21 protein-coding genes are annotated in these 23,962 nt (G+C 68.5%); 17 read left to right on the top strand and 4 right to left on the bottom strand.

Features of this window, described 5'->3' with window-relative positions; translation table 11 throughout:
• Nucleotides 1-129 precede the first annotated feature (129 nt).
• The 5 genes from IT361_18460 to IT361_18440 all read left to right on the top strand — a co-directional run bounded on the left by IT361_18460 (nucleotide 130) and on the right by IT361_18440 (nucleotide 2,923).
• Nucleotides 130-684, top strand: coding sequence for a thioredoxin family protein (locus IT361_18460; protein MCC6319659.1), 555 nt, complete (start codon nucleotides 130-132; stop codon nucleotides 682-684).
• Nucleotides 685-732: 48 nt separating this feature from the next.
• The gene (locus tag IT361_18455; protein MCC6319658.1) at nucleotides 733-939 is read left to right on the top strand and encodes a hypothetical protein; all 207 of its coding nucleotides are present in this window, start codon (nucleotides 733-735) and stop codon (nucleotides 937-939) included.
• Between the two features lie 72 nt (nucleotides 940-1,011).
• Entirely contained in the window at nucleotides 1,012-1,527 is a 516-nt protein-coding gene (locus IT361_18450) for a hypothetical protein (GenBank protein MCC6319657.1), read from the top strand.
• Nucleotides 1,524-2,276, top strand: a complete 753-nt coding sequence (locus IT361_18445; GenBank protein ID MCC6319656.1) for a LysM peptidoglycan-binding domain-containing protein — start codon at nucleotides 1,524-1,526, stop codon at nucleotides 2,274-2,276. Before IT361_18450 ends, IT361_18445 begins: the two co-directional genes overlap by 4 nt.
• A complete protein-coding gene (locus IT361_18440; protein ID MCC6319655.1) occupies nucleotides 2,273-2,923 on the top strand; it encodes a hypothetical protein in 651 nt (216 codons plus the stop codon). The genes IT361_18445 and IT361_18440 overlap by 4 nt, the downstream gene beginning before the upstream one ends.
• A gap of 103 nt (nucleotides 2,924-3,026) precedes the next feature.
• Here the strand turns inward: IT361_18440 and IT361_18435 are convergent, their stop codons facing one another.
• Complete coding sequence (locus IT361_18435; GenBank protein ID MCC6319654.1) at nucleotides 3,027-3,410, bottom strand: RNA-binding S4 domain-containing protein; 384 nt, start codon at nucleotides 3,408-3,410, stop codon at nucleotides 3,027-3,029.
• A gap of 264 nt (nucleotides 3,411-3,674) precedes the next feature.
• Here IT361_18435 and IT361_18430 point away from each other — a divergent pair, with 264 nt between their 5' ends.
• Nucleotides 3,675-4,394: a sigma-70 family RNA polymerase sigma factor gene (locus IT361_18430; protein ID MCC6319653.1), complete on the top strand. Its 720-nt coding sequence runs from the start codon at nucleotides 3,675-3,677 to the stop codon at nucleotides 4,392-4,394.
• Entirely contained in the window at nucleotides 4,391-4,618 is a 228-nt protein-coding gene (locus IT361_18425) for a hypothetical protein (GenBank protein MCC6319652.1), read from the top strand. The genes IT361_18430 and IT361_18425 overlap by 4 nt, the downstream gene beginning before the upstream one ends.
• Here IT361_18425 and IT361_18420 read toward each other — a convergent pair.
• Nucleotides 4,615-5,715, bottom strand: a complete 1,101-nt coding sequence (locus tag IT361_18420) for a threonine/serine dehydratase (protein MCC6319651.1) — start codon at nucleotides 5,713-5,715, stop codon at nucleotides 4,615-4,617. The genes IT361_18425 and IT361_18420 overlap by 4 nt on opposite strands.
• Before the next feature lie 292 nt (nucleotides 5,716-6,007).
• Between IT361_18420 and IT361_18415 the strand changes: the two genes are divergently transcribed.
• The 4 genes from IT361_18415 (at nucleotide 6,008) to IT361_18400 (ending at nucleotide 10,137) form a co-directional block, all read left to right on the top strand.
• Entirely contained in the window at nucleotides 6,008-6,745 is a 738-nt protein-coding gene (locus tag IT361_18415; protein ID MCC6319650.1) for an outer membrane beta-barrel protein, read from the top strand.
• 199 nt (nucleotides 6,746-6,944) lie between these two features.
• Nucleotides 6,945-8,228, top strand: a complete 1,284-nt coding sequence (locus tag IT361_18410) for a dicarboxylate/amino acid:cation symporter (protein ID MCC6319649.1) — start codon at nucleotides 6,945-6,947, stop codon at nucleotides 8,226-8,228.
• A 259-nt stretch (nucleotides 8,229-8,487) separates the two neighbouring features.
• Complete coding sequence (locus IT361_18405; GenBank protein ID MCC6319648.1) at nucleotides 8,488-8,865, top strand: YciI family protein; 378 nt, start codon at nucleotides 8,488-8,490, stop codon at nucleotides 8,863-8,865.
• A 48-nt stretch (nucleotides 8,866-8,913) separates the two neighbouring features.
• Nucleotides 8,914-10,137, top strand: a complete 1,224-nt coding sequence (locus tag IT361_18400) for an RNA polymerase sigma factor (protein ID MCC6319647.1) — start codon at nucleotides 8,914-8,916, stop codon at nucleotides 10,135-10,137.
• On the opposite strand, the gene IT361_18395 is transcribed toward IT361_18400, so the two are convergent.
• A complete protein-coding gene (locus IT361_18395; protein ID MCC6319646.1) occupies nucleotides 10,134-10,955 on the bottom strand; it encodes a flap endonuclease in 822 nt (273 codons plus the stop codon). The genes IT361_18400 and IT361_18395 overlap by 4 nt on opposite strands.
• A gap of 546 nt (nucleotides 10,956-11,501) precedes the next feature.
• Between IT361_18395 and IT361_18390 the strand changes: the two genes are divergently transcribed.
• The 4 genes from IT361_18390 to IT361_18375 all read left to right on the top strand — a co-directional run bounded on the left by IT361_18390 (nucleotide 11,502) and on the right by IT361_18375 (nucleotide 20,261).
• Nucleotides 11,502-13,940 carry an ABC transporter permease gene (locus tag IT361_18390; protein ID MCC6319645.1) on the top strand — a complete coding sequence of 813 codons (2,439 nt, stop codon included), beginning with the start codon at nucleotides 11,502-11,504 and terminating at the stop codon, nucleotides 13,938-13,940.
• Nucleotides 13,941-14,258: 318 nt separating this feature from the next.
• Complete coding sequence (locus tag IT361_18385; GenBank protein ID MCC6319644.1) at nucleotides 14,259-17,294, top strand: glycoside hydrolase; 3,036 nt, start codon at nucleotides 14,259-14,261, stop codon at nucleotides 17,292-17,294.
• Between the two features lie 63 nt (nucleotides 17,295-17,357).
• On the top strand, nucleotides 17,358-19,769 hold the full coding sequence (locus IT361_18380) for a glucan 1,4-alpha-glucosidase (protein ID MCC6319643.1): 2,412 nt from the start codon (nucleotides 17,358-17,360) through the stop codon (nucleotides 19,767-19,769).
• A gap of 3 nt (nucleotides 19,770-19,772) precedes the next feature.
• Nucleotides 19,773-20,261 (top strand): tRNA (cytidine(34)-2'-O)-methyltransferase, encoded by a 489-nt coding sequence (locus IT361_18375; GenBank protein MCC6319642.1) that lies wholly within the window; start codon nucleotides 19,773-19,775, stop codon nucleotides 20,259-20,261.
• Between the two features lie 3 nt (nucleotides 20,262-20,264).
• Here IT361_18375 and arfB read toward each other — a convergent pair whose 3' ends face one another.
• The gene (gene arfB / locus IT361_18370; GenBank protein MCC6319641.1) at nucleotides 20,265-20,708 is read right to left on the bottom strand and encodes an aminoacyl-tRNA hydrolase; all 444 of its coding nucleotides are present in this window, start codon (nucleotides 20,706-20,708) and stop codon (nucleotides 20,265-20,267) included.
• A gap of 200 nt (nucleotides 20,709-20,908) precedes the next feature.
• Here arfB and IT361_18365 point away from each other — a divergent pair, with 200 nt between their 5' ends.
• Nucleotides 20,909-22,585, top strand: coding sequence for a PAS domain-containing protein (locus IT361_18365; GenBank protein MCC6319640.1), 1,677 nt, complete (start codon nucleotides 20,909-20,911; stop codon nucleotides 22,583-22,585).
• Entirely contained in the window at nucleotides 22,582-23,961 is a 1,380-nt protein-coding gene (locus tag IT361_18360; protein ID MCC6319639.1) for a sigma-54-dependent Fis family transcriptional regulator, read from the top strand. Before IT361_18365 ends, IT361_18360 begins: the two co-directional genes overlap by 4 nt.
• Nucleotide 23,962: the final 1 nt, after the last annotated feature.

Raw genomic sequence — 23,962 nt, 5'->3', positions numbered from 1 at the left:
GTGCCCGACGCACCGCCGAGATTGCGCCCGACGCATCGCCGAGATTGCGTCGACGCACTGCCGAGACGGGTGCTCTCGCGCACGAGTACCCTGTCTACCCGCATGGCCCGTCCCGATAGCTCAGAGTCAATGGCCCGCCGATGGTTTGTGGCGGCGAGCCTCGATGCCTTCATCGACGCCGCAGAAACGAACCAGGAGTTCTGGCGCGGCGTTCGGCGGTTGGCGCGTGTCGATGCACTGCTGCGTGCGCGGGCGCGCGACGTCCCCGGTGCATGGCATCTGCTGTGCCTGGCCGAGGACTGGTGCAGCGACGCCGTGCAGGCGCTGCCGGTGATCGCGAGGCTCATCGAGGACGCGCCGGCAATCGACCTCCGTGTCGTAGGCCGCGACCTCAATGAGGACCTCATGCAGGCGCACCTCACACGCGGCACGCGATCGATTCCCGTGGTCATTCTGCTCGATGGCGGGTTTCGCGAATGCGGCTGGTGGGGGCCGCGTCCCTCGGTGTTGCAGGCCTGGCACTACGAGCAGGGGCCGAAGGTCGAGCCCGCGGAGCGGTTGCGCTACAAGCGCGAGTGGTACGCCCGCGACCGTGGCGTCTCCATCGCACGGGAGGTGCTGGAACTGCTCGAGACCGCGGCCGGAGTTTCGGGGGGCTCGTCGCCCGACGCGACCGGAGGCTAGATTGGGTGCGTCTGCGCCCCGCTCGGGGCGCGCCACCGACCGGACGACATGGCCACGCACTCGAACCAGCCGAACTTCTCGCAGGGATGGGGCATTGCCGGACTGATCACGGCGCTCGCCGTGGGCGCCTTCCTGCTCGCCGGCTACATCAAGAGTTCCACGTTCCACTCGCCGAACGATCCCACGGCGCCATCGGGCGGCGCGTCCCATGCCCCGGCACCGGCGGACGCCGCGGCGCCCGAAGCAAAGCACTAGGGAAGCGCAGCGCGGGCGTGTCGCGGGTGGGGGCGATGCGTGGTCGCCCCGCCATCGTGCGTGAGGTCTCCCATGTTGCGTCGTCGCGTGGTGTGGCTGGCGTTCCTCGGACTTGCGCTTCCCGCGACCGTGTGCGCTCAACGTGGTCGCCAGCCCGCGCCTGAGGGAGGCCGTGGATACACCTTCGACTTCGCCGACGGTGAGCCCATCTCGTATTTCCTCGAGAACGCGCGACGGTTGACGCTCACCGACGTCCAGCGCTCACGGCTCATGGACATCCGCCGGCGATTGCGCGTGACGAACAAGTCGTATGTGGCCCGTCTCGACTCGCTCCGCGACCTGGCCGGCATCGACCTCGGCGACGCCAACGGCATCAGCGGCAAGGAGCGCGAGGCGATTGCGCGCTTCGAGTCATGGGCGCGGCCAACGATGGATTCGATGCGAGTGAACATCGATATCGCGCGGGTGGAGGCACGTTCGCTTCTGGATGCCGACCAGCAACGGCGCCTCGATTCGATCGCCCTCGACGACGCCACGCGCATGCGCTCTGCGCGCACGGATCGGGTCCGGGATCGACGCCCACGATGACCGGGGCCACGCTGCCACACCCAGGCACCAGGACGCGGGCGCGGGCGAGTCTGTGGCTCAGCGCCTCGGTCTGGGGTCTCGTTCTCGCGCTCGTGGCCGTGATCGGCACGCTTGGCGCCGGCTTGCATCGCGGAGATCCGGAGGGCGCGGCCCGTCTCGCCAATGCCGAGATCGAGGCGGGGCTCGAGCCCGGTGAGCGTGTGGAGGCGCGCGTCGTCGTATCGCAGCGGCTCTGGTGGGACTACTTCCGCCACACCTACGGGGTGCTGGCCGCCACGGATCGACGCCTGCTTTACGTGGGCGTGCCTCCCGAACCGTTTCTCCATCGGGACAACGGCCCTCCCGAGCTGGTGACCCAGGCGTTCGCGTATGCGCGCGGGCTCGCCGTCCAGCGCGGCTCGCGATTCCGCCGGCAGGGTCCGACGGTCCGGGTGACGGCGAGCACCGGCACGTCGCAGTTTGCCGTCACGTCTCGCGACGTCCCGCGCCTCGAGGCGGTGATCGCGGTGGCGGACCGCGTGCAGGCCGCCCTCCGGTCTGCCGCGGACGCCGAGCGTCGTGCCACCGAGGCCGCAGAAGCCGCGGCGCGTCGGCCGATCTATCACCTCGTCCAGCGTGGCGAGGCGCTGGAGTTCATCGCCAGGCGCTACGGAGTGAGTGTCGAGTCCCTCAGCGTGTGGAACGGCCTCACGAATTCGCGCATCACCAGCGGGCGCCGCCTGCTCGTGCGACCGGGACGTACGCCGTGAACGAACACCGGATCGTGGTCGAACGCCGCGCGCGCTTCTACTCCGTCGGCGACCTGACGACCGCGTCGGACGTGTGGGTCGTGTTGCACGGGTACGGTCAGTTGGCACGCGAATTCCTCGCGACCTTCACGCCGCTCGTGGCCGCGGGCCGCGCGTTTGTCGCGCCCGAGGCCCTCAACCGATTCTACCTGACCAGTGGCGCGTCCGGTTCGCATCAGGACGCTGCCGTCGGGGCCACGTGGATGACGCGAGAGGACCGCGAGGCCGAGATCGCCGATGCGGTTGCGTACCTCGACGCGGTCACGAACGCCACGAGGGCGCCGCGCGCCCGGCTCTGCACGCTGGCCTTCTCGCAGGGGGTGGCGACCATGATCCGCTGGCTTGCGCTCGGCGCCGCGCGCGCTGAGCGGGTGGTCGTCTGGGCCGGCCGGTTCCCGCACGATCTCGACGTGCGTGACCTCGCGCCCCGGCTCCCGGCGAACGGGATCGAACTCGTGAGCGGGACGCGCGATGCATACGGTGGTTGGGCGGCGCTCGAGGAACAGGAAGCGCAGCTGAACGCCGCCGGCGTCCCCGTGCGCCGGTTCGGGTTCGAGGGCGGCCATCGACTCGACGACGCGACGCTCCGCGCCATCGTCGATCGTTAGGCGTCACGCGCCATCGTCCGGCGTCCGGGCTATCGCCTCATCGTCCGGCGTCAGGCGTTCCGCCTCATCGTCCAGCGTCAGGCGTCCGCCTCACCGTCGATCGCTACGAGTCCCGTCCCCGCCAGCGGTCGATGGCCCGCCGGTCCTGCCGCGTCGGTCGGCCCGCGTCGGCCGGTGACGCCGTGCCCGCCGCCCGGAGCTGTCCCGCGAGCCGCTCCCGGGCGGCCACGCTGTCCGCGGTTTCGGTGTAGAGCTGCTGCGCCGCGCTGGCCGGGCCGCGCTGTTCGCTCAGCCCGTCGACGACGATCACGTGGGCAAACGGGGGGCGCCGCACCGTGATCGTGTCTGCCACCTTCACGTGTTTCGCGCGCTTCACCCGCTCGCCGTTCACCTCGACGCGTCCGATGTCGATCGCGTCGGCCGCCAGGGCGCGCGTCTTGAAAAAGCGCGCTGCCCAAAGCCACTTGTCGAGTCGGACCTGTTCCATGCGTGGCTGCTCCGTCAGCGTGTGCGGTCCCTGTGTGCCCGATGGGCCGGCCGGGTTGTTGGTGCTCGCCCCGCGCTGCGAGCGCACGGGGTTCCGTGAAGGTAACGCGGTCCACGGACGAGTTTGCCGAGCAGGCAATCCATGGAAGGGCGGGTGGCGTATTCAGTCGTGACGCGTGACCGCAACCGGCGCGCATGCTGTGCGAGACGGACCGCAAACCCGCTGCGTATCGTGCTGACCCTGGCGCTTCCACGGCCGACCTCCATGCGACTGCACCAGGAGCCGCTCAGCGCGGGGCCGGGGAGCTCGGCGCGAGTTGCGCCACCGGCCGGGGGAGGCGAGCTTGCCCGCTCCAGTGAACCACCTCCGCCGCGCATCGACCCGATGACGGTCCCGAACGACAGCGGGGCCAGCGACCTGCAGGTCATGTCCCGGCTCATCGCCGGGGACGAGCGCGCGCTTGGCGTCTTGTACGATCGGCACGGGGCGCTGGCCTGGTCGCTGGCCTCGGCGATCGTCTCGGATCCCGCCGACGCCGAGGAGGTCGTGGCCGACGCGTTTGCGCAGGTGTGGCGCTCGGCGGCGACGTTCGATGCGAATCGCGGGAGCGTGATCGCGTGGATCTCGACGATCGTGCGCACCCGATCGCTGGACCTGATTCGCTCCCAGAAACGACGGGCACGCGTCCTGGATCAGGCGGCGGCGATGTCGGACGAGGATGCGTCGCCGGGATTGTCGACTCCGCCGGTGCTTCCGGATCGCGAGGTCGAGTCGTCGGAGGCGCAGGTGATCGTGCGGCGGGCGCTGGGTGACCTGCCGGCCGCCCAGCGCCTGGTGCTCGAGTTGGCCTATTTCGGTGGGCTCTCGCAGAGCGAGATCGCCGAGCGACTGGGTGAGCCGTTAGGCACCGTGAAGACGCGCATGCGGAGTGGCATGGAGAAGCTGCGCGTGGCACTTGGCCCGCTCATGGGGGGCCGCTCGTGAGGCCCGGCGCATGGGCGGGAGACGTCGCCGCCGCGTGGGCGCTGGGGGCGGTCAGCGATGGCGAGCGCGCCGCCTTCGAGGCGCGGCTCGCGCTCGAGCCCGGGCTCGCGCGCGAAGCCCAGGCGTATGCTCGGGTCGCCGCCATGCTGGCCCTGGCCGCGCCGCCCTGCGCGCCGCCTGATGCCCTGCGGCGTCGCATCGTCGGAGCAGCGGCAGAAGGTTAGATCGCGCGTTCGAGCACCTGCCGCAGGGTCGCCTCGTCCACGTTGCCTCCGCTGATCACGATCGCCACCTTGCGCCCCGCGAGCGTTGGCGCGAGTCGCCGCAGGCCTGCGAGCCCGGCGGCTCCGGCCGGTTCGACCAGGGAATGCGTCGTGCGGAGGAGTGCGCGCATGGCGTCCGCGATCTCGGCGTCGCTCACCAGCTCGAACCCGGCGAGCCCCGCGAGCAGGGCGGGAAAGGTGAGGTCGTAGGTGGTCCGTGTGGCCAGGCCGTCAGCGATCGTCTCCGCCCGTGACGTGGTGCGGCGTTCTCGCGCGTGCCAGGAGTCGTGAGCGGCTGATGCGCCCTGCGCCTGCACCCCAAACACGCGCATGCCCGGCTCGAGCTCCGCGGCGACCGTGAGGGCGCCGACGGCCTGCGATCCTCCGCCGACTGCGATGACCATGGCGTCGAGTCCGGGCTGCTGCCCTACGACTTCGAGCGAGAGCGTCGCGGCCCCGGCGACGATGTCGGCGTTGTTCGTCGAATGCGCGAGCGTTGCGCCCTCGGCGTCAATGATGCGGCGGGCGACCTCGACCGACTCGTCGTAGTCGCGCCCTTCTTCGATGAGTCGCGCGCCTAACGCGCGGATCCCGGCGTTCTTGTCCGGATTGTTCCCGACCGGCACGCAGATCGTCGCCTTCGCCCCAAAGGCGCGCGCCGCCCACGCAATCCCCAGCCCGTGGTTGCCGCGCGTGGCCGCGACCACGCCGCACGCACGCTGGGGCTCGGCGAGCGCAGACATGAACGCGAGGCCATTCCGCACCTTGAAGGCATTGGTCGGGTGGAAGTTCTCGTGCTTGACGAAGACCCGGACCTCGTGCCCGACCCATGCGTCGAGCAGTGGGTAGGTGTAGAGCGGGGTCGGCGCGAGGAACGGGGCGAGCCGTTCACTGGCGGCGCGAACATCGGCGATCGAGATGGGGAGGGTCACGGGGGCCGTGGTGAGTGCCGCTGACCTGGCGGGCGCATCTTCGTGGAATCTATGGAGGCCGCGTCGACTCTCCGCGTCTGCGGCTCGGGCGTGGAACTTCGCCCTCTGGCTCACCAGCCGGCACATGCACGGTTGGGGGACGCGCCTCTCGACGACGGGGATCTTGTTGAACTGCTGCGCCCCGCGTGTGCCCTGAGCGACGACGAGCACCAAACGGGGGCCACGCTCGCCGCGGAGGCGACACATGATCTGGTTCCCCATTCCAGTCGTCTGCGCGGTCAGATTCCAGGCCGTGAAACCCGGGCAGTTCCGCGGCGTACAACATCGCCAGGGGCGTTGGGAGAGTTGCCAGGGTCGGGACAACCTGCGTTGCGGGCGCTCGCCGATTCGGCGTCAGTCACACACTCGAGGGTTTCGCATGTCACGGTGGTTCAGGTGGGCGGCTCTGGGCGCATTTGCGCTGCCGCAGGTCGTGTTGGCGCAGGTATTTCGGGTGGGAGGCGACGAGCGGGACGCGCAGGGCGGCCCTCGTCGTTCGCCGGTGTTTGGTGGCGTGAGCGTCGTCTATGGGCGCCCGACTGGCGAGTTCGCTACCTACGTCGACCAGGGCTTTGGCCTCGACGGCTTTGCGCGCTACAAGGTCGATCGGCGTGGCATTTTCTCGTTAGGTGTCGAAGGCGGCTGGATGCAGTACGGCCGCGAGACGATCCGCGCGCCTCTGAGCTCGACGGTCGGCCGCATCATGGTCGACGTCACAACGTCCAACAACATCGTCTTCCTCGGGGCCGGCCCCCAGCTCACCGCGCCCAGCGGGCCGGTGCGTCCGTACGTTGCGGGGAGCGTCGGGTTCTCGTACTTCTTCACCGAGTCATCCGTCTCCGGGTCGAGTTCCGACAACCAGAGCTTCGCCGAGACCAACAACTTCGACGACTTCATCTTCGCGACGACCGGAGGCGCCGGGGTCTACATCCCGCTAGGCTCGCGGCGCGAGGCCGGGCTCGACATCGGCGTTCGCTACCACAACGGTGGTCGCGGGCAGTACCTGCGCGAAGACAGCATTCAGGACCGGCCGGGTCAGACGCCCTTGATCACGCCCATCGAGAGCCAGACGCGCCTCTACTCCTGGCGGGTCGGTTTCGTCGCCGGCTTTCGATAGCACGAAACAACAAGGCTCGCGCGAGTGTCGCCCGGTCGAGCGACACAGCCGAGCAGGCTGAAGGGGCTCGGTCGGGGGCTCGAGCGCCGCCCTCGTCATCGAACTCAGTCCGCCGGCGCTCGTCGGTGCAGTACGTACGGTCGACGGTGGCGCGCGGCGGCGCTAGCTTCACGCGCCCTTATCGCGGACATCGGCGCACGTGACCACTCCCAACCCGCAGTCGGAGGCTCCACGCTCGGGGCGTGAAGGACTGCGGGCCGTGCTGTCACTCGGCATCGGATTCGGCGTCGGTGCGGCGCTGCACGCCCTCGGCACGTCGGTCGCGGGCGTGGTGTTGGCGCTGGCCGACCCGATCGGCACGCTGTGGGTGAACGCCATCCGCATGACGGTCATCCCGCTGGTCGTGTCGCTCCTGATCGTTGGGGTGACGCGGAGTCGCGCGTCGGCCGATGTCGGGCGCCTCGGTGGACGCGCCATTTCCGTGTTCGTCGCGATGCTGGCCGGCATTTCCGCGTTGACGGGCCTGCTCGCGCCGCCGATGTACCGCCTGCTCCGCATCGAGCCCGACGCCGCCGCGCGGCTTCGTGAGTCCGTGGCCGGTGCGGTGACGACCGTGCCGGAGCTGCCAGGGTTCGCGGCGTGGCTCACCGGGCTCGTCCCGGTGAACCCCGTGAAGGCCGCGGTCGACGGCGCCATGTTGCCGCTCATCGTGTTCACGCTCGCGTTCGCCTTTGCCGTGCGCTTCCTCGGCGAACGCGAACGAACGACGATCACCGGGTTCTTCCGCGGCGTGAGCGAAGCCATGCTGGTGCTCGTGCGCTGGATCCTCTGGCTCGCTCCGGTGGGGATCGGCGCCCTCGCGCTTTCGCTCGGCGCACGCCTGGGCACCGGTGTGGCAGGCGCGGTGGGGTTCTATCTGGCGACGCACCTGCTGCTGCTCGCCGTCGCCATCGCCGTGATGTACCTCGTCGTGCTGTTGCTCAGCGACGTGCCGGTTGCGCGGTTCGCGCGCGCCATTCTCCCGGCGCAGGCCGTGGCCGCGAGCACACGCTCGAGCCTCGCCGCGATTCCGGCGATGCTGAATGCCGCCGAGCGCGAACTCGCATTCCCCAGGGAGACGTCGGGGTTCATGATCCCGTTCGCCGTGTCGATCTTCCGACTCAACCTCGCGGTGTCGTGGATCGTGGGCGGCCTCTTCGTCGCCAGGCTCTACGACGTGGCCTTTCCGCTCGCGTCCGTGGTCACCTTCGGCGTCGCGGCCGTGCTCATGAGCTTCAGCGTGCCGGGCATCCCGAGTGGCAGCCTGTTCATCATCGCGCCCTTGTTTCCGCAGGTCGGACTCCCGGTCGAGGGCGTCGGCATCCTCATCGCGCTCGACGCACTGCCGGACGTGCTCAAGACCACGCTCAACGTCACCGGGCACATGACGGCCACGGCCATCGTGGCCCGCACGTCAGGCAAGGGTGCGATTGCGTCTGGCTGAGACACGCGTACGCCATGTCAGGTGCACTGCGTCCACGCAAACAGCCGCCGCGCGTCGCATCACCTTCTCCAGATCACATGCAAGCACGCCGACGGGCTCCCAACGGCGTCCAACGCGTCGGCGCCACGTTGGACGTTCGGCTTCGCCCTGCCGAGTTGTTCGGACGTGTCGATTCCAGCCGCAGGTGTTCGACGCCAAGGCAGAGGGCGACACGGTTCACGGGTCGCCCGTCAAACATTCAATGCGAGTGAGGCGTCCCATGCGATTCATGATGATCCTCAAGAGCACTCCTGATTTCGAGGCCCGAATCGATGCCGGCGTACCGATGAACGAGGCGATCCACACCGAGATGTCTCGCTACAATACGGAGTTGGTACAGGCTGGCGCGCTCCTCGCCGGCGAGGGATTGCACACCTCCGCGCGTGGAGGCAAGGTGCGATTCCACGGTGACGGTCGCATCTCCGTGACCGATGGTCCGTTCACCGAGGCGAAGGAGATCATTGCCGGTTACTGGATCATTCAGGTGAAGTCGAAGGCCGAGGCGATCGAGTGGGCGAAGCGCATTCCCAATCCGGACCACGAGGACCATGAGGTCGAACTGCGACAGGTCCACGATTCGTCGGACGCGGTGACCTGACGCGTGGAAGGATCCGAGGTCCATCGCACCATCGAGGCGGTCTGGCGCATGGAATCGGCCCGGCTGATCGCCGGGCTCGCCCGCATCGTCCGCGATGTCGGCGTGGCCGAGGATCTCGCTCAGGACGCGTTGCTTGCCGCGCTCGATCAGTGGCCGGAGTCGGGCGTTCCCCGCAACCCGGGCGCCTGGCTCATGGCGAGCGCGAAGCATCGCGCGATCGACCACCTGCGTCGCGGGCAACGACACGAGCGCAAGCACGAAGAGCTGGGTCGCGACCTCGATGCGAACCAGGACGATGTGGTGCGGAAGCTTGACGATGCACTCGACGATCACGTGGGTGACGACCTCCTGCGCCTCGTGTTCGTGGCGTGCCACCCGGTGTTGTCGCCTGACGCGCGTGTCGCTCTGACCCTGCGCCTGCTTGGAGGCCTCACGACCGACGAGATCGCACGCGCGTTTCTCGTCCCGGAGTCCACCGTGGCCCAGCGCATCGTGCGCGCCAAGCGCACCTTATCCGAAGCGCGCGTGCCGTTCGAGGTGCCGCGCGGGCACGAGATGCTGGAGCGCACCGCTGCGGTGCTTGGCGTGATCTACCTGATCTTCAATGAGGGCTACGCCGCGACTGCCGGCGACGACTGGATGCGGCCGGCGCTGTGTGAAGATGCGCTGCGGCTGGGACGCATCCTGGCGGAGCTGATGCCCGCGGAGCCGGAGGTCCACGGCCTCGTCTCGCTCATGGAGATCCAGGCGTCGCGCATTCGGGCGCGCGTGGGCCCAGGCGGCGATCCGGTGCTGCTCCTCGACCAGGATCGGGCGAAGTGGGACCGCGTGCTCATCACGCGTGGTCTGACGGCCCTCGATCGCGCCGAGAAGCTGGGTGGCGCACTTGGGCCGTATGCCTTGCAGGCGGCCATCGCCGCCTGTCATGCCCGCGCGCTCGCTCCCGCCGACACGGACTGGGCCCGGATCACGGCGCTGTATGACGCGCTCTCGCAGCTGCAGCCCTCACCCATCGTGGAACTCAATCGTGCTGTTGCGGTCTCGATGGCGTTCGGGCCTGCGGCGGGGCTGGAGATCATCGATGCGCTGCTCGCGGAGCCGTCGCTCGCGAGGTATCACCTGCTGCCCAGCGTTCGAGGTGACCTGCTGCTCAAGCTGGGCCGTCGCGACGAAGCCCGTGGTGAGTTCTCGCGTGCCGCCTCGCTCGCCCGCAACGAACGTGAGCGACGTCTGCTGCTCGATCGCGTGGCCGCCCTCACCGGCGGAGCCTAACGCATCGCGAGGGCGTCGACCCGCCCGATGAGGCCTTCGCTGCCGAACGCACGTGCGATGGCGGGGAAGTCCGCGGAGGGGCCGCGCCAGCGCATGGCCTCCACGTCATCGAACACCGGCACGTCGGTGCGCAGCGTGGCGAGGCGCTTGAAGAGCAGGGCCGCTCCCCGCTGAGCGCCGAGGACGTCGTCGGGAAACTCCTCGATCGGGCCATGCCTTGCGATGAGCCGCGCCGCGGTCCTGGCGCCGATCCCGGCAATCCCGGGGTAGCCGTCGGCGGAGTCGCCAACCAGCGCGAGGTAGTCGGGAATGCGCAGCGGGTCGACGCCGAACTTCTCGCGCACACCGTCGGCCGTCCGAATGGCGCCGCTCCGCCGGTCCACTTGCACGACGCGATCCCCAAGCACGCACTGCGCGAGATCCTTGTCCGGGGTCCAGATGCACGTGCGCGTGACGCGAGCGTCGAGGGCCGCGCGATGGGCCGCGGCCGCGAGCGCGTCGTCGGCCTCGAACTCCACCATGGGCCATGTCAGGACGCCCATCGCGCTCAGGGCGTCTTCGAGCGGGTGGAACTGCGCAAAGAGCGCCGGATCGATGCCGTCGCCGGTCTTGTAGCCTGGCCACAGGTCGTTCCGAAACGACTCGATCACGTGGTCCGTCGCGACCCCAAGGTGGGTGGCGCCGTCTTCGAGCATCTTCGTGACGGTGCGCAGCACTCCCGCCGCCGCGGCCATCGAGCCGTCAAACTCGTTCCCCTTCCTGAGCCCGTAGAAGAGCCGGAAGAGCTCGTACGTGCCGTCGACCAGGTGAACGAGCATTGCAACGAGTGCGGAAGGGGCGCCGGAGCCAGGCATTTCGCGACCCGGGCGCAGAACACCAGCGCGGGGGGGGGGCGGCAATCACAGGGGGAAGGTAGTGTGCGATCCCCGTCCCGGACGGAAGACGCCAACATCAACTGTTGGACTGCGCGGTAGCTCGTCTCCTCCGCTCCCGGAGTGAAGGCGCTCCAACGGTCAATACTTAGATATTGACCTTAGTGTCAAAGGGCGGTAGAGTGCCGCTGCGAGGCCCCAACGGGAGATAGACGCGGCGTCTGCACCCTCTCCCCGGTCACGCTCGCGCCCCCGCTGTTCGAGTTCCCGATTTCCATTCTCGGTCTCCGGTCTCCGGTCTCCGGTCCAGCGTCTCGGGTTCCGGTCTCGGGTTCCGGTCTCGGGCTCCGAACTCCGGTCCCGGGTCCGATTCCCACGGCGCCCGGTGTGCCCATCTGGCGCGCGGCTCCAACGGCTCAGGTCGACTCGCCCGCGATGTCGAAACGGGACCTGCGGAAACGACGTATCAGTGGCACCCACCACGGACCCCCAATGTTCGATCTCCGCTACGCACTCCGCAGCCTGTCCCGCGCCCGCGGGTTCGCCATGGCCGTGGTGCTCACGCTCGGCCTCGGCATCGGCGCCAATACGGCCATCTTCAGCGTGGTCCGCGGCGTGTTGCTGCGGCCGCTGCCGCACCGCGATGGCGATCGGCTCGTGTACCTCCGCCAATCGGTGAGCGGACCTGGCGGCGAAAACATCCGGTTCTCCGTCCCCGAGATCCTCGACTTCCGAGATAACGCCAAGTCGCTCCAGGGCATCGCCGAGTATTCGGGCGTACAGCTCACGCTGCAGGGGGAACGCGATGCGGTACGTATGCAGGTGGGACTCGTGACCGGCAACTACTTCTCCGTCATGGGGCTCTCGCCGATCCTGGGTCGGCCCCTCAACGACGGTGACGACGGCACGGGCGTCCCGCCGGTGATCGTCCTGACGCACGACTACTGGCTGCGGCGCTTTGGCGGCGACAGCGGCATCGTCGGGAAGACCATCCGCGTGGACAATCGTGCGGTGGAAGTGGTGGGAGTGCTTCAGCCCGCCCCCACGTTCCCCGAGCGGATGGACGCGATCATGAACATGGTGATCAGCGAGCACCACACGAGCGCGATGATGGTGCATGGCCGCAGCCACCGCATGACCGACATGATCGCGCGCCTCGCGCCGGGCGCGACCATCGAGCAGGCCAGGACCGAGGCGGCGACGATCCGCAAGCGCGTGCAGGCGGAGTTCACCCAGGACTACGACCCGAACTCCAACTATCGGGTGACGGTGTCGCCCTTCCAGGAGGTGCTGGGAGAGCGCGCGCGGCTGACGCTCTACCTGCTCATGGGCGCTGCCGCCTTCGTCATGATCATCTCCGCGGCCAACGTGGCGAACCTCACGCTCATGCGCAGCGTGCGCCGCGAACATGAGCTGGTGGTGCGCGCCGCCCTGGGCTCTGGCGCGGCGAGGCTCCGCAAACTGCTGTTGGTGGAGAACCTCGTGTTGGCCGTGGGCGGCGCGCTGCTCGGGCTGCTGCTCGCCGCCGGGGGAGTGAAGCTGCTCATTGCATTCGCCGAGCGCTATTCGCCGCGTGCCAACGAGATTCGGGTGGATGGCATGGTGCTGGCGTTCACCCTGACCCTCACCCTCGTCGTCGCCGTGCTGCTTGCCTACGCGCCGCGGCTGGCCCGGGAGGGGAAGCTCGGTGGACTCATCGCGGCGGGCACCAACCGCTCCAGTGGTGACGGCCGTCGCCAGCGTCTGCAGCGCGTACTCGTGGTGGCGCAGGTGGCCGTGTCGGTCGTGCTGCTCGCGGGCGCGGGCCTGCTGACGCGCAGCATGCTGGAGCTGTCCGAAGTGAAAACCGGTCTCACGACCGAGAAGGTGCTCACGCTCGACGTCCCGCTCTTCGGCGGTGCCCGGTCCGATGACGACATCAAGCAGCTGTACTCGCGCATGCAGCAGGAGCTCTCGACCATTCCGGGCGTCAGCAAGGTGGCGATGGGTTCGGTCGGTCCGCTGCGTACCGCGGGCATCCTGCTCGATGTGAAGGGGGAAGGGCACACACTCGCCGCGGGCGAGGCCGTGCCGCGGGCTGATTTCCGTACCGCGGGCACAGACTACTTCAGGGCCTCGGGCATCCCGCTGCTCAGCGGCCGCGAGTTCCAGAGCACCGACCGTAAGGGATCGGGGCTCGTCGTGATCATCAACAAGACGCTGGCCGATCTGCTGTTCCCCGGGCGCGACGCAGTCGGTCAGCGCGTTGCGTGGACCGGTGATGTGTTGCGCTTCATCGGCATCAGCGGTGATTGGCGGACCGTGGTCGGCGTGGTGGGTGACACGAAGGACGGTGGTCTCGACGCCGCGCCTGCCGCGACGGTGTTTCAGCCGTTCGAGCAGGAGCCGGCGTTCAGCGGCACGATGGTCCTTCGGGCCGAGCAGGATCCGGCCATGCTGGCGGCCACGGCGACCAGCATCGTCCGCAAGATCGTGCCGAACGACCCGATCGAGAATGTCCTGTCGATCTCGCAGCTGAACGAACGCAGTGTGGCCCCGCGTCGCCTCAACGCCACGCTGGTGTCGTCGTTCGGCGCGCTGGCCGTGATCATCGCTGCGGTCGGAATCGCCGGCGTCCTTGCGTTCTCGGTCAGTGCGCGTACCAACGAGATCGGCATTCGGATGAGCCTTGGCGCGGACAGGGGGCGCGTGCAGCGGATGGTGCTGCAGGAGGGTGGCGTCCTGCTCGGCGCCGGGCTCGTCATCGGCGTGATTGGCGCGATCTTCACGACGCGGCTGATCCGCGGCCTGTTGTTCGGCGTGACGCCGAACGATCCGATCACCCTGGGGAGTGTGGCGCTGACGATGCTGGCGGTGGGCGTCGCGGCGTGCTGGCTGCCGGCGTTGCGCGCCGCGAGCATCGATCCGGCCGTCGCGATTCGCGCGCGTTAGGCGCGCCGTCGTGTGCGCCGTCGCGTGCGGCTGTGCCCCGCTACCACGCGGGCGCCTGCGCCCCGCTACCAGTCGCGTGCGCCCCGCTGCCACGCGGGCGGCTGCGCCTGGCCACTGCGTGGGCCTCGCGGATGGCCGCACACGCATGAATCCATGGGCCGCGCTCGACCCCGGGCCAGACACGCGCCGCGAGGCGCTCACCGTGGTCAGATCCGCCTCCTGACCATAGGCGGAACCGTGGATCGCCCCTGAGGGAATCCTGAAATGCCGCTGGCGCGCGACCGGCTGCATATTCCGGAGGCCTCCTCCCTCACGATCATGCTGCGTCGCGTTGCCTTCGTCCTTCTCGCCGTCAGCCTCGTCTCCCTGGACGCGGCCGCCCAGGGTGCCTCCTCGCCGTTCGCCGAACTGCGCTGGCGCCACATCGGCCCGTTCCGCGGCGGTCGCATCAAGGCGGCGACCGGCGTGCCCCAGCGCCCCAACACGTTCTACTTTGCCGCGGTCAATGGCGGCGTCTGGCGCTCCACGGACTACGGCCGCACCTGGGATCCCATCTTCGACGGCCAGTCCACGGGGTCGGTCGGCGCGATCGCAGTGGCGCCATCCAATCCCGACATCATCTATGTCGGATCCGGTGAGGGACTGCAGCGCCCCGACCTCTCCACCGGCAACGGCATCTACAAGAGCGTCGACAACGGCGCCACCTGGCAGCACCTCGGCCTGCGCGACGGGCAACAGATTCCGCAAATCGTCGTCGACCCGCGCAATCCAGATCGTCTCTTCGTCGCCGTGCTTGGTCACCCGTACGGTCCCAACGAAGAACGCGGGCTGTACCGCTCCCTCGATGGCGGCCGAACCTTCCGCAAGGTCCTCGGCAAAGACGAGAATACCGGCGCCATCGATGTCGTCATGGCGCCGGACGATCCCAACACGCTCTACGCCGCCCTGTGGGAAGCGCGACAGGGTCCGTGGGAGAACGGCGTCTGGCAGGGCAGTGGCACCGGCCTCTTCAAGAGCACCGACGGCGGCGAAACCTGGCAACGCATCATGAATGGCCTGCCGACGTTCGAAGCCGATGGGCTCGGGCGCATCGGCATCGCGGTCGCTCCAAGTCGCCCCTCACGCCTGTTCGTAACCGTCGACGCCGGGCAGAAGAGCGGCATCTATCGCTCTGACGACGCCGGCGCCTCGTGGAACAAGACGTCGACCGATGCGCGGGTGCACAACCGCGGTTCTGACTTCGCCGAGGTGAAGGTCCACCCAAAGAATCCGGACATCGTGTTCTCGGGCAGCATCGTCACGTGGAAGTCGACCGACGCGGGCGTGACCTGGGAGATGATCCGCGGCGCCCCCGGCGGCGACGACTACCATCGCATCTGGATCAACCCGGACACGCCTGACGTGATGCTGATCGCCGCCGACCAGGGCGCGATCGTGACGGTCAACGGCGGAAAGACGTGGAGCAGCTGGTACAACCAACCGACCGCACAGTTCTATCACGTCACGGCCGACAACTCGTGGCCCTACCGCGTCTGCGGGGGCCAGCAGGAGTCGGGCTCGGCGTGCGTCCAAAGCCGCGGGAACGACGGGCAGATCACCTTCCGTGAGTGGCGGCCCGTTGGCGTGGAGGAGTACGGCTACGTAGCTCCGGACCCGCTGGACCCGAACATCATGTACGGCGGCAAGGTCACGCGATTCGACTACCGCACCGGTCAAACGCAGAATGTGTCGCCAAAGCCGTTCCGTGACCCCAACTATCGAATGTTGCGCACGGCGCCGATCCTCTTTTCCCCGGTCAACCCGCGCAAGTTGTACTTCGGCGCCAATACCATCTGGGAGACGATCGACGGCGCGAACAGCTGGCGAGAGATCTCGCCGGACCTCACGCGCAAGGATTCCGTGGTCCCGGCCAGCGTCGGCAAATACGCCAACGAGCGTTCGGCGCGCGCCCGTCACCCCGGCGTGGTCTATACCATCGCCCCGAGCTACCTCAGGGAGAACATCCTCTGGGCGGGAAGCGACGATGGCCTCATCCACGTGACCTTCAACGGCGGTCGCACCTGGCGCGATGTCACGCCGCCGCAGCTGGTCCCGTGGGCCAAGGTGTCGCTGATGGACGCTTCGCACTTCGATACGCTCACCGCCTACGCTGCCATCAACACGCTGCGCCTCGACGATCTGCGACCGTACATCTACCGCACGCGCGACGGCGGCCGAACGTGGACGTCCATCGTGACGGGCATCGACAGTGGTGCAACGATCAACGTGGTGCGCGAAGATCCCAGGCGACGCGGACTCCTCTTCGCCGGGTCCGAAACGAAGGTCTGGGTGTCGTTCGATGATGGTGATCACTGGCAGTCGCTGCAGGTGAACATGCCGGCTACCTCGATCCGCGATCTGGTCATCAAGGACGACGACCTCATCGCCGGGACGCATGGGCGTGGCATCTGGATCCTCGACGACATCGCCGCGTTGCGCGAGATGGCCGACGCGCCGCTGCAGAAGGCGGTGCATCTGTTCAAGCCGTCGTTGGCGACGCGGGTGCGCTACTCGATGTACACGGACACGCCCCTTCCTCCGGACGAGCCGCGGGCGCCAAATCCGCCGGATGGCGTGAGCATTCACTACAGCCTTCGCTCCGCGGCCAACGACCTCACGCTCGAGATCATCGACGCTGGCGGGCGACTGGTGCGGAAGTACGTCAAGGGCGTGAACCCTGAGCCTGAACCGAGCGACCAGGGCCACTGGCCCGAGTGGTGGATCCGGCCGTTCCCCGTGCTCGATGCCGGACCGGGGCTGCATCGCTTCGTTTGGGATCTGCGCTACCCGCGCCCGAACGCGGCGTCGTTCTCCTACCCGATCAGCGCGATTCCGGGCCAGACGGTTCCCGAGCCGCTGGGGCCGTTTGTCCCACCCGGCCGCTACACCGTCCGGCTGACGGTGGACGGGCAGGTGCTGACACATGCGCTCACGGTGCGCATGGATCCGAGAGTGCGCACGTCGCCTGCGGACATTCGCGTGCAAGGGACGCTCGCCTGGCGACTCTGGGACGGCGTGAATCGCGCCGCCGAGGGGATCACACGTGCCCGCGAGCTCGCGCGCACGGCCCGCAGCGCCGGCGACAGCACGCGGGCGGCGACGCTCGACCGCCTGGCGGGCAGCGGTGGCGGTGGCGGCTTCGGAGGTGGAGGTGGCGGTCCGACCACGCTCACCAGCCTGCGCAACAACCTCACCTCGCTGATGCAGACCGTGGACGAGGCCGATCGCCTCCCCACGCTCAGCGTCCGCACGGCCTCCACGCGATTGCTCGCCCAACTGGACGGGCTGCTCGCGCAGGTGGGCAACCGGCGTTAGGCAGTGCGGCGGGGAGACCGGTAGTCAGTCGTGGGCGCTGACGCGCGGCCAGGGGACGGGACGATGGCGCCCGGGGCGCCGGGGATTCCGCCGCGCTGGACGTCGAGTGCGAAATGCGGCGTCGGCACGGCGCGGTCAGCTGCAAGCCCCCTCTGGTTCACGATCAGCCACGGTATCCTCAACGAGATCTACTACCCTCGGGTCGACAGTGCCTGCACGCGCGACTTCGGGCTGATCGTCACCGGGCCGGGTGGTGCCTTCACCGAGGAGAAGCGCGGCGCGCAGCATGCGATCGTCGCGCTGGAGCCCGGCGTGCCGGGCTACCGCATGACGAATGAAGCGCTGAACGGCGCCTGGCGGATCACGAAGCGCATCGTGAGCGACACCGAGCGTCCCTGTCTGTTGCAGGAGGTCACGTTCACGGCGCTTCAGGGCAAGGTCTCCGACTACCACGTGTACGGTCTGCTCGCGCCCCACCTCGTGAATGCCGGCGCCGGCAACACCGCCTGGGTCGGTGACCACGAGGGCGTTCCGATGCTCTTTGCCACCGGCCGCGGTACCACGCTCGCCATGGCGTGCTCGCTGCCGTGGCGCGGTCGCTCGGTGGGCTACGTCGGTGTGTCCGACGGCTGGCAGCAGCTGCGAAACACGGGCCGCCTGCTCCCCGAGCATGCGCGCGCCGAAGAAGGCAACGTGGCCATCACCGGCGAGCTCGGATTCTCGATGGACGCCGGCACGGCGGTGTTGGTGGTGGGGTTTGGCGCTGATGCTCAGGAAGCCGCGTCGCGCGCGCTCGCATCGCTCGCGCGCGGGTTCGACGTGGCGGCCGACGCCTATGTCGATTCGTGGCGCGCCTGGCAGCAGAGCCTCGTGCCACTCGACCGGGCGAGACCATGTCCCTCCGGCCTCGAGCCCTATCGCGTGTCGACAGCGGTCCTGGCCGCCCACACCTCGTCGTCGCCTCCGGGCGCGGCCGTGGCCAGTCTCTCGGTGCCGTGGGGATTCTCCAAGGGCGACGACGATCTCGGTGGGTACCACCTCGTGTGGCCTCGCGACCTGGTCGAGACCGCCGGGGGATTCCTCGCCGCTGGTGCATCCGACGAAGCGCTCGACATCCTTGCCTACCTGCGCAGCATCCAGCAACCCGATGGGCACTGGCCGCAGAATGCGTGGCTCGACGGAACCGCATACTGGCACGGCGTGCAGATGGACGAATGCGCCTTCCCGATTCTTCTCGCCGATGCCCTGCGTCGCTGCGGTCATCTGCCGACGGAGCGGCTGGCCGCGTTCATGCCGATGATCGAAAAGGCAGCCGGCTATGTGGTGCGCAACGGCCCGGTCACGGGCGAAGATCGATGGGAAGAGGATGCCGGCTACAGTCCGTTCACACTGGCTGTGGAAATCGCCGCCCTCCTCGCCGCGGCGGACATGTACGAAGTGTTCGATGACGCGGAGTCCGCGAAGTACCTGCGCGAGACGGCCGACTGCTGGAACGACCAGATCGAACAGTGGACGTACGTCGAGCACACCGACCTCGCCGCCAGATACGGCGTCGACGGCTACTACATTCGCATCGGCGCGCCAGACACCGCCGAGGCGACGTCGCCAAAGGACGGCTACGTGCCGATCAAGAATCGGCCGCCAGGCAATTCGCGTCTGCCCGCCCGTCACGTGGTCAGCCCTGACGCGCTGGCGCTGGTGCGCTTTGGCCTGCGGGACGCCAGTGATCCACGCATGCTTGCCACGGTAAAGGTGATCGATGGCCTGTTGCGACGTGAGCTTCCGCAGGGGTCGCTCTGGTACCGCTACACCGACGACGGCTACGGTGAACACGAGGACGGGGCGCCTTTCGATGGCGTTGGCGTTGGCCGGCCGTGGCCGTTGCTCGCCGGCGAACGTGCGCACTACGAACTGGCAGCCGGCCGGCGTGCCAGCGCCGAACTTCTTCTGGCTGCGCTCGAAGGCTCAGCGAACGAAGGCGGACTCATTCCCGAGCAGGTATGGGATGGACCAGAGCTTCCACAGCGGGAACTGCATTTCGGGCGCCCGTCGGGCAGCGCGATGCCGCTCGTGTGGGCGCACGCGGAGCACATCAAGCTGTGCCGATCGCTGCGTGATGGCGTGGTCTTCGACATGCCGCCGCAAGGCGTCGACCGCTACATCCGCCGCGGCACCACGGCATCGTTTCGCACATGGCGATTCAACCACAAGCTCGCCGCGATGCCCGCCGGCAAGCTGCTGCGCGTGGAGCTGCCCACCCGTGCCATGGTGCACTGGAGCACGGATGAGTGGGCAACCACCCATGACAGTGAAACGCGCGAGCGCCCCTTTGGCACGCACGTGATCGATCTGCCCGTCGCCGGGGCGCGCGCCGCCACCACGGTGCGCTTTACGTTCTACTGGCTCGACGCCGCTCGCTGGGAGAACCGTGACTACGCCGTGGTGCTTGTGTCGCCGACAGCGCCGACGCACTGACGCATGCACGTCGTCCTCGTTCACCCGGAGATTCACTGGAACACCGGCAACGCGGGGCGCACCTGTCTGGCCGTCGGTGCCGCGATGCACCTCATCGAACCGCTCGGTTTTTCCCTGTCAGACCGTGAGGTGAAGCGCGCGGGCCTCGACTACTGGGAGCACATCGACCTCCGCGTCTGGCCGTCGTGGGACGCGTTCGAGCTCGAGCTGCCGCGCCTCGGCGCGCCGTGGTTCTTCTCGACAAGGGCGCCACGCGTGCTCTGGGACGCGCCACTTGGCGCGGGCGAGGACGCTGTCCTGATCTTTGGTCGCGAGACCGGCGGGCTCCCTGATAGCCTGCATCAGCGTTTCGCCGACCGCTTCCTCGCCATGCCCATCCTGTCGCCGAGGGTCCGCTCGCTCAACCTCTCGACCAGCGTCGCGATCGCGGCGTACGAAGTTCTCCGTCAGCAGCGCCTCGCCGGCGTTCGCCAGGCGCCACGCGGATCCTGACGCTCAGTCCCAGTCTCGCGATCGCCGGTCCGCCTTTCGCCTCGATGCCTTCTTCTTGTCATCGAGCCGCGCCTGCTTCGACGCACGACTCGGCTTCGTGGCCTTGCGGGTTCGGGGGACGATCAGCGCGTTCCGCACGAGCGCAGCAAGCCGCGACTCGGCGAGCTCGCGATTCTGCCGCTGGCTGCGTGTGTCGCTGGCCACCACGCGGAGCACCCCCTGGCCATCAAGGCGGCTCGCCAGCTTCACGGCCACCCGCGCGCGCTCCTCGCCGGTGAGCACGCGCGAGGTGCCGGGAGTCCAGGCAACCTCGATCCTGGTGGACGACGTATTCACGTGCTGCCCACCCGCGCCGCCCGCTCGTGAAGCACGAATCACGAGCTCGTCGCCGGGGATGCTCCGCGTGTCGTCGATGGCGAGGTGTACTGAAGCGGCGTCGTCAGGCATGCCGAAGGCGGGGACCGGCTAAGCCTACACCAGGCCGTGACTTGGAGGCAGCCCCCCGCCTGTGCGTGGGCGCGGCCTGAGTCCTCGCGAGCGGCACGCGTTGATTACCCGGAGGCGTCGCCGTCGTCAAAGAGTGTGGCACTTTGCACCACCGCATTCCGCGGCCGGGCTGGCAAAGTGCAAGGCGCTCCAGACCAATCGTGCTCCCCGACCGCAACGCCCCTTCGCTCGGCTTCGTCGAGCCTCAGCCTGTCGTCCGCTGGGTCTACATCGGACGGCTGGCGTCGGTCGGCGCCATCTACCTCGCCGCCATCTTCGCCTGGCAGAACGCGGAAAAGGTCGACACGCTGATCACGTCGCTGCTGATGACGTGTGCGCTCGCCTTCACCGTGATTTCCGCGACGTACTCCGAGATCTATCGGCGCCCGCTCACCGCGATGTTCCTCGGTGCCCAGGCGGTGTTCGACCTCGTGGCCGTCACGACGATCGTGCACGTGATCGGCGAAGGCGCGACGCAGGTTGCCGCGCTCTACATCCTCGTCATCGCGTATGCATCGCTCCTGCTCTCGACGGGGCGATCGCTGGTCGTCGCCGCGTTGGGGTGCGCACTCTACTTCACCGAAGTGCTGGTGTGGTCCCCGATCACGAACAACATCGGGCTCTGGCTGCAGCTTTCGATCTTCGCGGCGGTGGCCCTGACGTCGGGCTACATCGGTGCGCGGCTCCGCGAAGCACGCGCCGGGACCGAAGAGCTGGTCGCCCAGCTCAACAAGGCACGACTGCAGGCCAGCGACATCCTCCGGAACATCCGCAGCGGTATCGTCACCGTCGACGCGGGCGGGATCCTGCTCTACGCCAACCCGGCCGCGTCATCGCTCCTCGGTCTCGACCTCGACCCGCTGCTGGGCACGCGTGTGATCGAGCCCATCGAACGGGTCTCGCCCGTCCTTGCGCGTTCGCTCGAGCGCGCTGCGGTGGATCGGGTGCGCGCCACGCGCGCCGAGGGCACGGTGACGAACTCCGTGCGCTCGTTCCCCATCGGGCTCAACACCACCACCACCGCGAGCATGACCGCGGAGCCCGACGCCGAGGAAACGGCGACGGCGATCTTTCAGGACATCTCGGACCAGAAGCGGCTCGACTCGTTGCACATGCGCGCCGAGCGCCTCGAGGCGGTCGCGGAACTGAGTGCGTCCCTGGCACACGAGATCAAGAACCCGCTGGCCGCGGTGCGGTCAGCGGTGGAGCAGCTGGGGCGATCGCATCGGGCCACGCTCGACGAGCAGACGCTCACGGGCCTGATCGTCAGGGAGTCGGACCGGCTGTCGCGCCTGCTGAACGAGTTCCTCGACTTCGCGCGTGTACGCGTAACGCGCATTGGCCCCGTCGATCTTACCGCGGTTGCCCGCGACGCCACGGGGCTGGTCGCGGCGCACCCGGATCGTCCGGATGGCGTCGCCGTGGGCGCGAGCGTTCCCGACGCGCCGGTGATCGTCGAGGGCGACGAAGACCTGCTGCACCGCGCGGTCTTCAACCTCGCGCTGAACGCCGTGCAGGCGTCGCGGGGCACGGGTCGCGTCTCGGTGGAACTCGCGCCCCTCACGTCCAGCGATGCGCCGGCCGGCCTGTCGTTCGACAGCGGCGGCGTGGCGCTGCGGGTCTCCGACGAAGGGCCGGGCATTCCCGAGGAAATCCGTGACCGGCTCTTCGACCCCTTCTTCACGACGAAGCCCGGAGGGTCGGGCCTCGGCCTGTCGGTCGTGCACCGCGCGATCGAGGCACACAAGGGCTTCGTCTTCGTCGATTCCGATCCGCGCGGCACGCGCGTGACCGTCCTGCTTCCCACTTACCAGGCTGACCCGGGAGATTCCCTGTGAGCGTTTCCACCCCAGGCGGACCCAGCGTCCTCGTCGTCGATGACGAGGCCGGCATCCTCGACTCCCTCCGCATCCTGCTCAAGAATGAAGGGTTCACGCCACACGTCGCGTTAGGCGGCCGGCAGGGACTCGAGCAGATCGAGGCGCTCGCGCCCGATGTCGTGCTGAGCGACATCCGCATGCCGGCCGTGGGCGGTCTCGAGATCCTGAGCGCGGCCCGCGAAAAGGACCCCGATACGCCCGTTATCCTGATGACCGCCCAGGCCACGCTGCAGTCGGCGATGCAGGCAGTGAATGACGGCGCCTACTACTACATCCAGAAGCCGTTCCGCAACGACGAGCTGCTGGCCATCCTGCGTCGCGCAACGGAACACAAGCATCTGCGCGCCGAGAACAAGGTGCTCAAGCAGGAGATGCGCCGCCGGGAGAAGTCGGGAGCGCAACGTCCGGTCGGACGCAGCCGCCCGTGGACCGACGTCCTGCGCCTCGCCGAGACCGTTGCGCCCACCGAGTCGACGGTGCTCATCACCGGTGAGTCGGGCTCGGGCAAGGAAGTCATTGCCCGCTACGTCCACGACCTGTCCGCGCGCACCGAAGGACCGTTCCTCTCCATCAACTGCGGCGCGTTGCCCGAGAGCCTTCTCGAGAGCGAACTGTTCGGCCACGTGAAGGGCGCGTTCACCGGCGCCGTCAAGGACAAGAGCGGGCTCTTCTCCGCGGCGGCCAGGGGCACGTTCTTCCTCGACGAGATCGGTGAAACGACCCCGGCCACGCAGGTGAAGCTTCTGCGCGTCCTTCAGCACCGCGAGGTCATTCCCGTCGGCGCAACCGATGCTCAGCCCATTGACACGCGCCTCATCGCCGCCACCAACCGCGACCTCGAAGACGAGATCCGCCGCGGCGGCTTTCGACGGGACCTGTTCTATCGGCTCAACGTCATCGCGATCCACCTCCCGTCGCTCCGTGAGCGCAAGGACGATATCCCGCTGCTCGCCGAGTCCTTCCTCGCGCGTCAGGCGCAGGTACGCGGACAGGACCCCAAGTCGCTCGCCGAGGACGCGCTCGATGCGCTGATGAGGTACTCGTGGCCGGGCAACGTGCGTGAGCTGGAGAACGCGCTGGAGCGTGCCGTCATCCTCACCTCGGGCAACACCGTCGAGGTCGCGAGCCTCCCGGAGAAGATCGTCTCGCACACGCCGGAACGCGTCGTGGAGCAGCGCGCCACGCCCAACCCCACGCTCGACACCATCGAGCGCGCCTACATCATGTGGGTCCTGCAGTCCGAGGGCGGCAACAAGACGCGCGCCGCCGAGACACTCGGCATCGACCCGTCGACGCTCCACCGCAAGCTGCAGCGCTTTGGGGGAGAGGCGTGAA

The sequence above is a fragment of the Gemmatimonadaceae bacterium genome, assembly GCA_020846935.1.
Classification (GTDB): Bacteria; Gemmatimonadota; Gemmatimonadetes; order Gemmatimonadales; family Gemmatimonadaceae; genus RBC101.
The sequence above is the reverse complement of the archived record's forward strand: the minus strand, read 5'-3'. Positions and strand labels throughout refer to the sequence as shown.

What these genes read in the sequence shown, in the direction of transcription:
- IT361_18460 (MCC6319659.1), top strand. Translation starts at nt 130, where the DNA reads ATGGCCCGCCGATGGTTTGTGGCGGCGAGCCTCGATGCCTTCATCGAC.
- IT361_18455 (MCC6319658.1), top strand. Translation starts at nt 733, where the DNA reads ATGGCCACGCACTCGAACCAGCCGAACTTCTCGCAGGGATGGGGCATT.
- IT361_18450 (MCC6319657.1), top strand. Translation starts at nt 1,012, where the DNA reads ATGTTGCGTCGTCGCGTGGTGTGGCTGGCGTTCCTCGGACTTGCGCTT.
- IT361_18445 (MCC6319656.1), top strand. Translation starts at nt 1,524, where the DNA reads ATGACCGGGGCCACGCTGCCACACCCAGGCACCAGGACGCGGGCGCGG.
- IT361_18435 (MCC6319654.1), bottom strand. Translation starts at nt 3,410, where the DNA reads ATGGAACAGGTCCGACTCGACAAGTGGCTTTGGGCAGCGCGCTTTTTC.
- IT361_18430 (MCC6319653.1), top strand. Translation starts at nt 3,675, where the DNA reads ATGCGACTGCACCAGGAGCCGCTCAGCGCGGGGCCGGGGAGCTCGGCG.
- IT361_18420 (MCC6319651.1), bottom strand. Translation starts at nt 5,715, where the DNA reads ATGTGCCGGCTGGTGAGCCAGAGGGCGAAGTTCCACGCCCGAGCCGCA.
- IT361_18415 (MCC6319650.1), top strand. Translation starts at nt 6,008, where the DNA reads ATGTCACGGTGGTTCAGGTGGGCGGCTCTGGGCGCATTTGCGCTGCCG.
- IT361_18405 (MCC6319648.1), top strand. Translation starts at nt 8,488, where the DNA reads ATGCGATTCATGATGATCCTCAAGAGCACTCCTGATTTCGAGGCCCGA.
- IT361_18400 (MCC6319647.1), top strand. Translation starts at nt 8,914, where the DNA reads ATGGAATCGGCCCGGCTGATCGCCGGGCTCGCCCGCATCGTCCGCGAT.
- IT361_18395 (MCC6319646.1), bottom strand. Translation starts at nt 10,955, where the DNA reads ATGCTCGTTCACCTGGTCGACGGCACGTACGAGCTCTTCCGGCTCTTC.
- IT361_18390 (MCC6319645.1), top strand. Translation starts at nt 11,502, where the DNA reads ATGTTCGATCTCCGCTACGCACTCCGCAGCCTGTCCCGCGCCCGCGGG.
- IT361_18385 (MCC6319644.1), top strand. Translation starts at nt 14,259, where the DNA reads ATGCTGCGTCGCGTTGCCTTCGTCCTTCTCGCCGTCAGCCTCGTCTCC.
- IT361_18380 (MCC6319643.1), top strand. Translation starts at nt 17,358, where the DNA reads ATGGCGCCCGGGGCGCCGGGGATTCCGCCGCGCTGGACGTCGAGTGCG.
- IT361_18375 (MCC6319642.1), top strand. Translation starts at nt 19,773, where the DNA reads ATGCACGTCGTCCTCGTTCACCCGGAGATTCACTGGAACACCGGCAAC.
- arfB (MCC6319641.1), bottom strand. Translation starts at nt 20,708, where the DNA reads ATGCCTGACGACGCCGCTTCAGTACACCTCGCCATCGACGACACGCGG.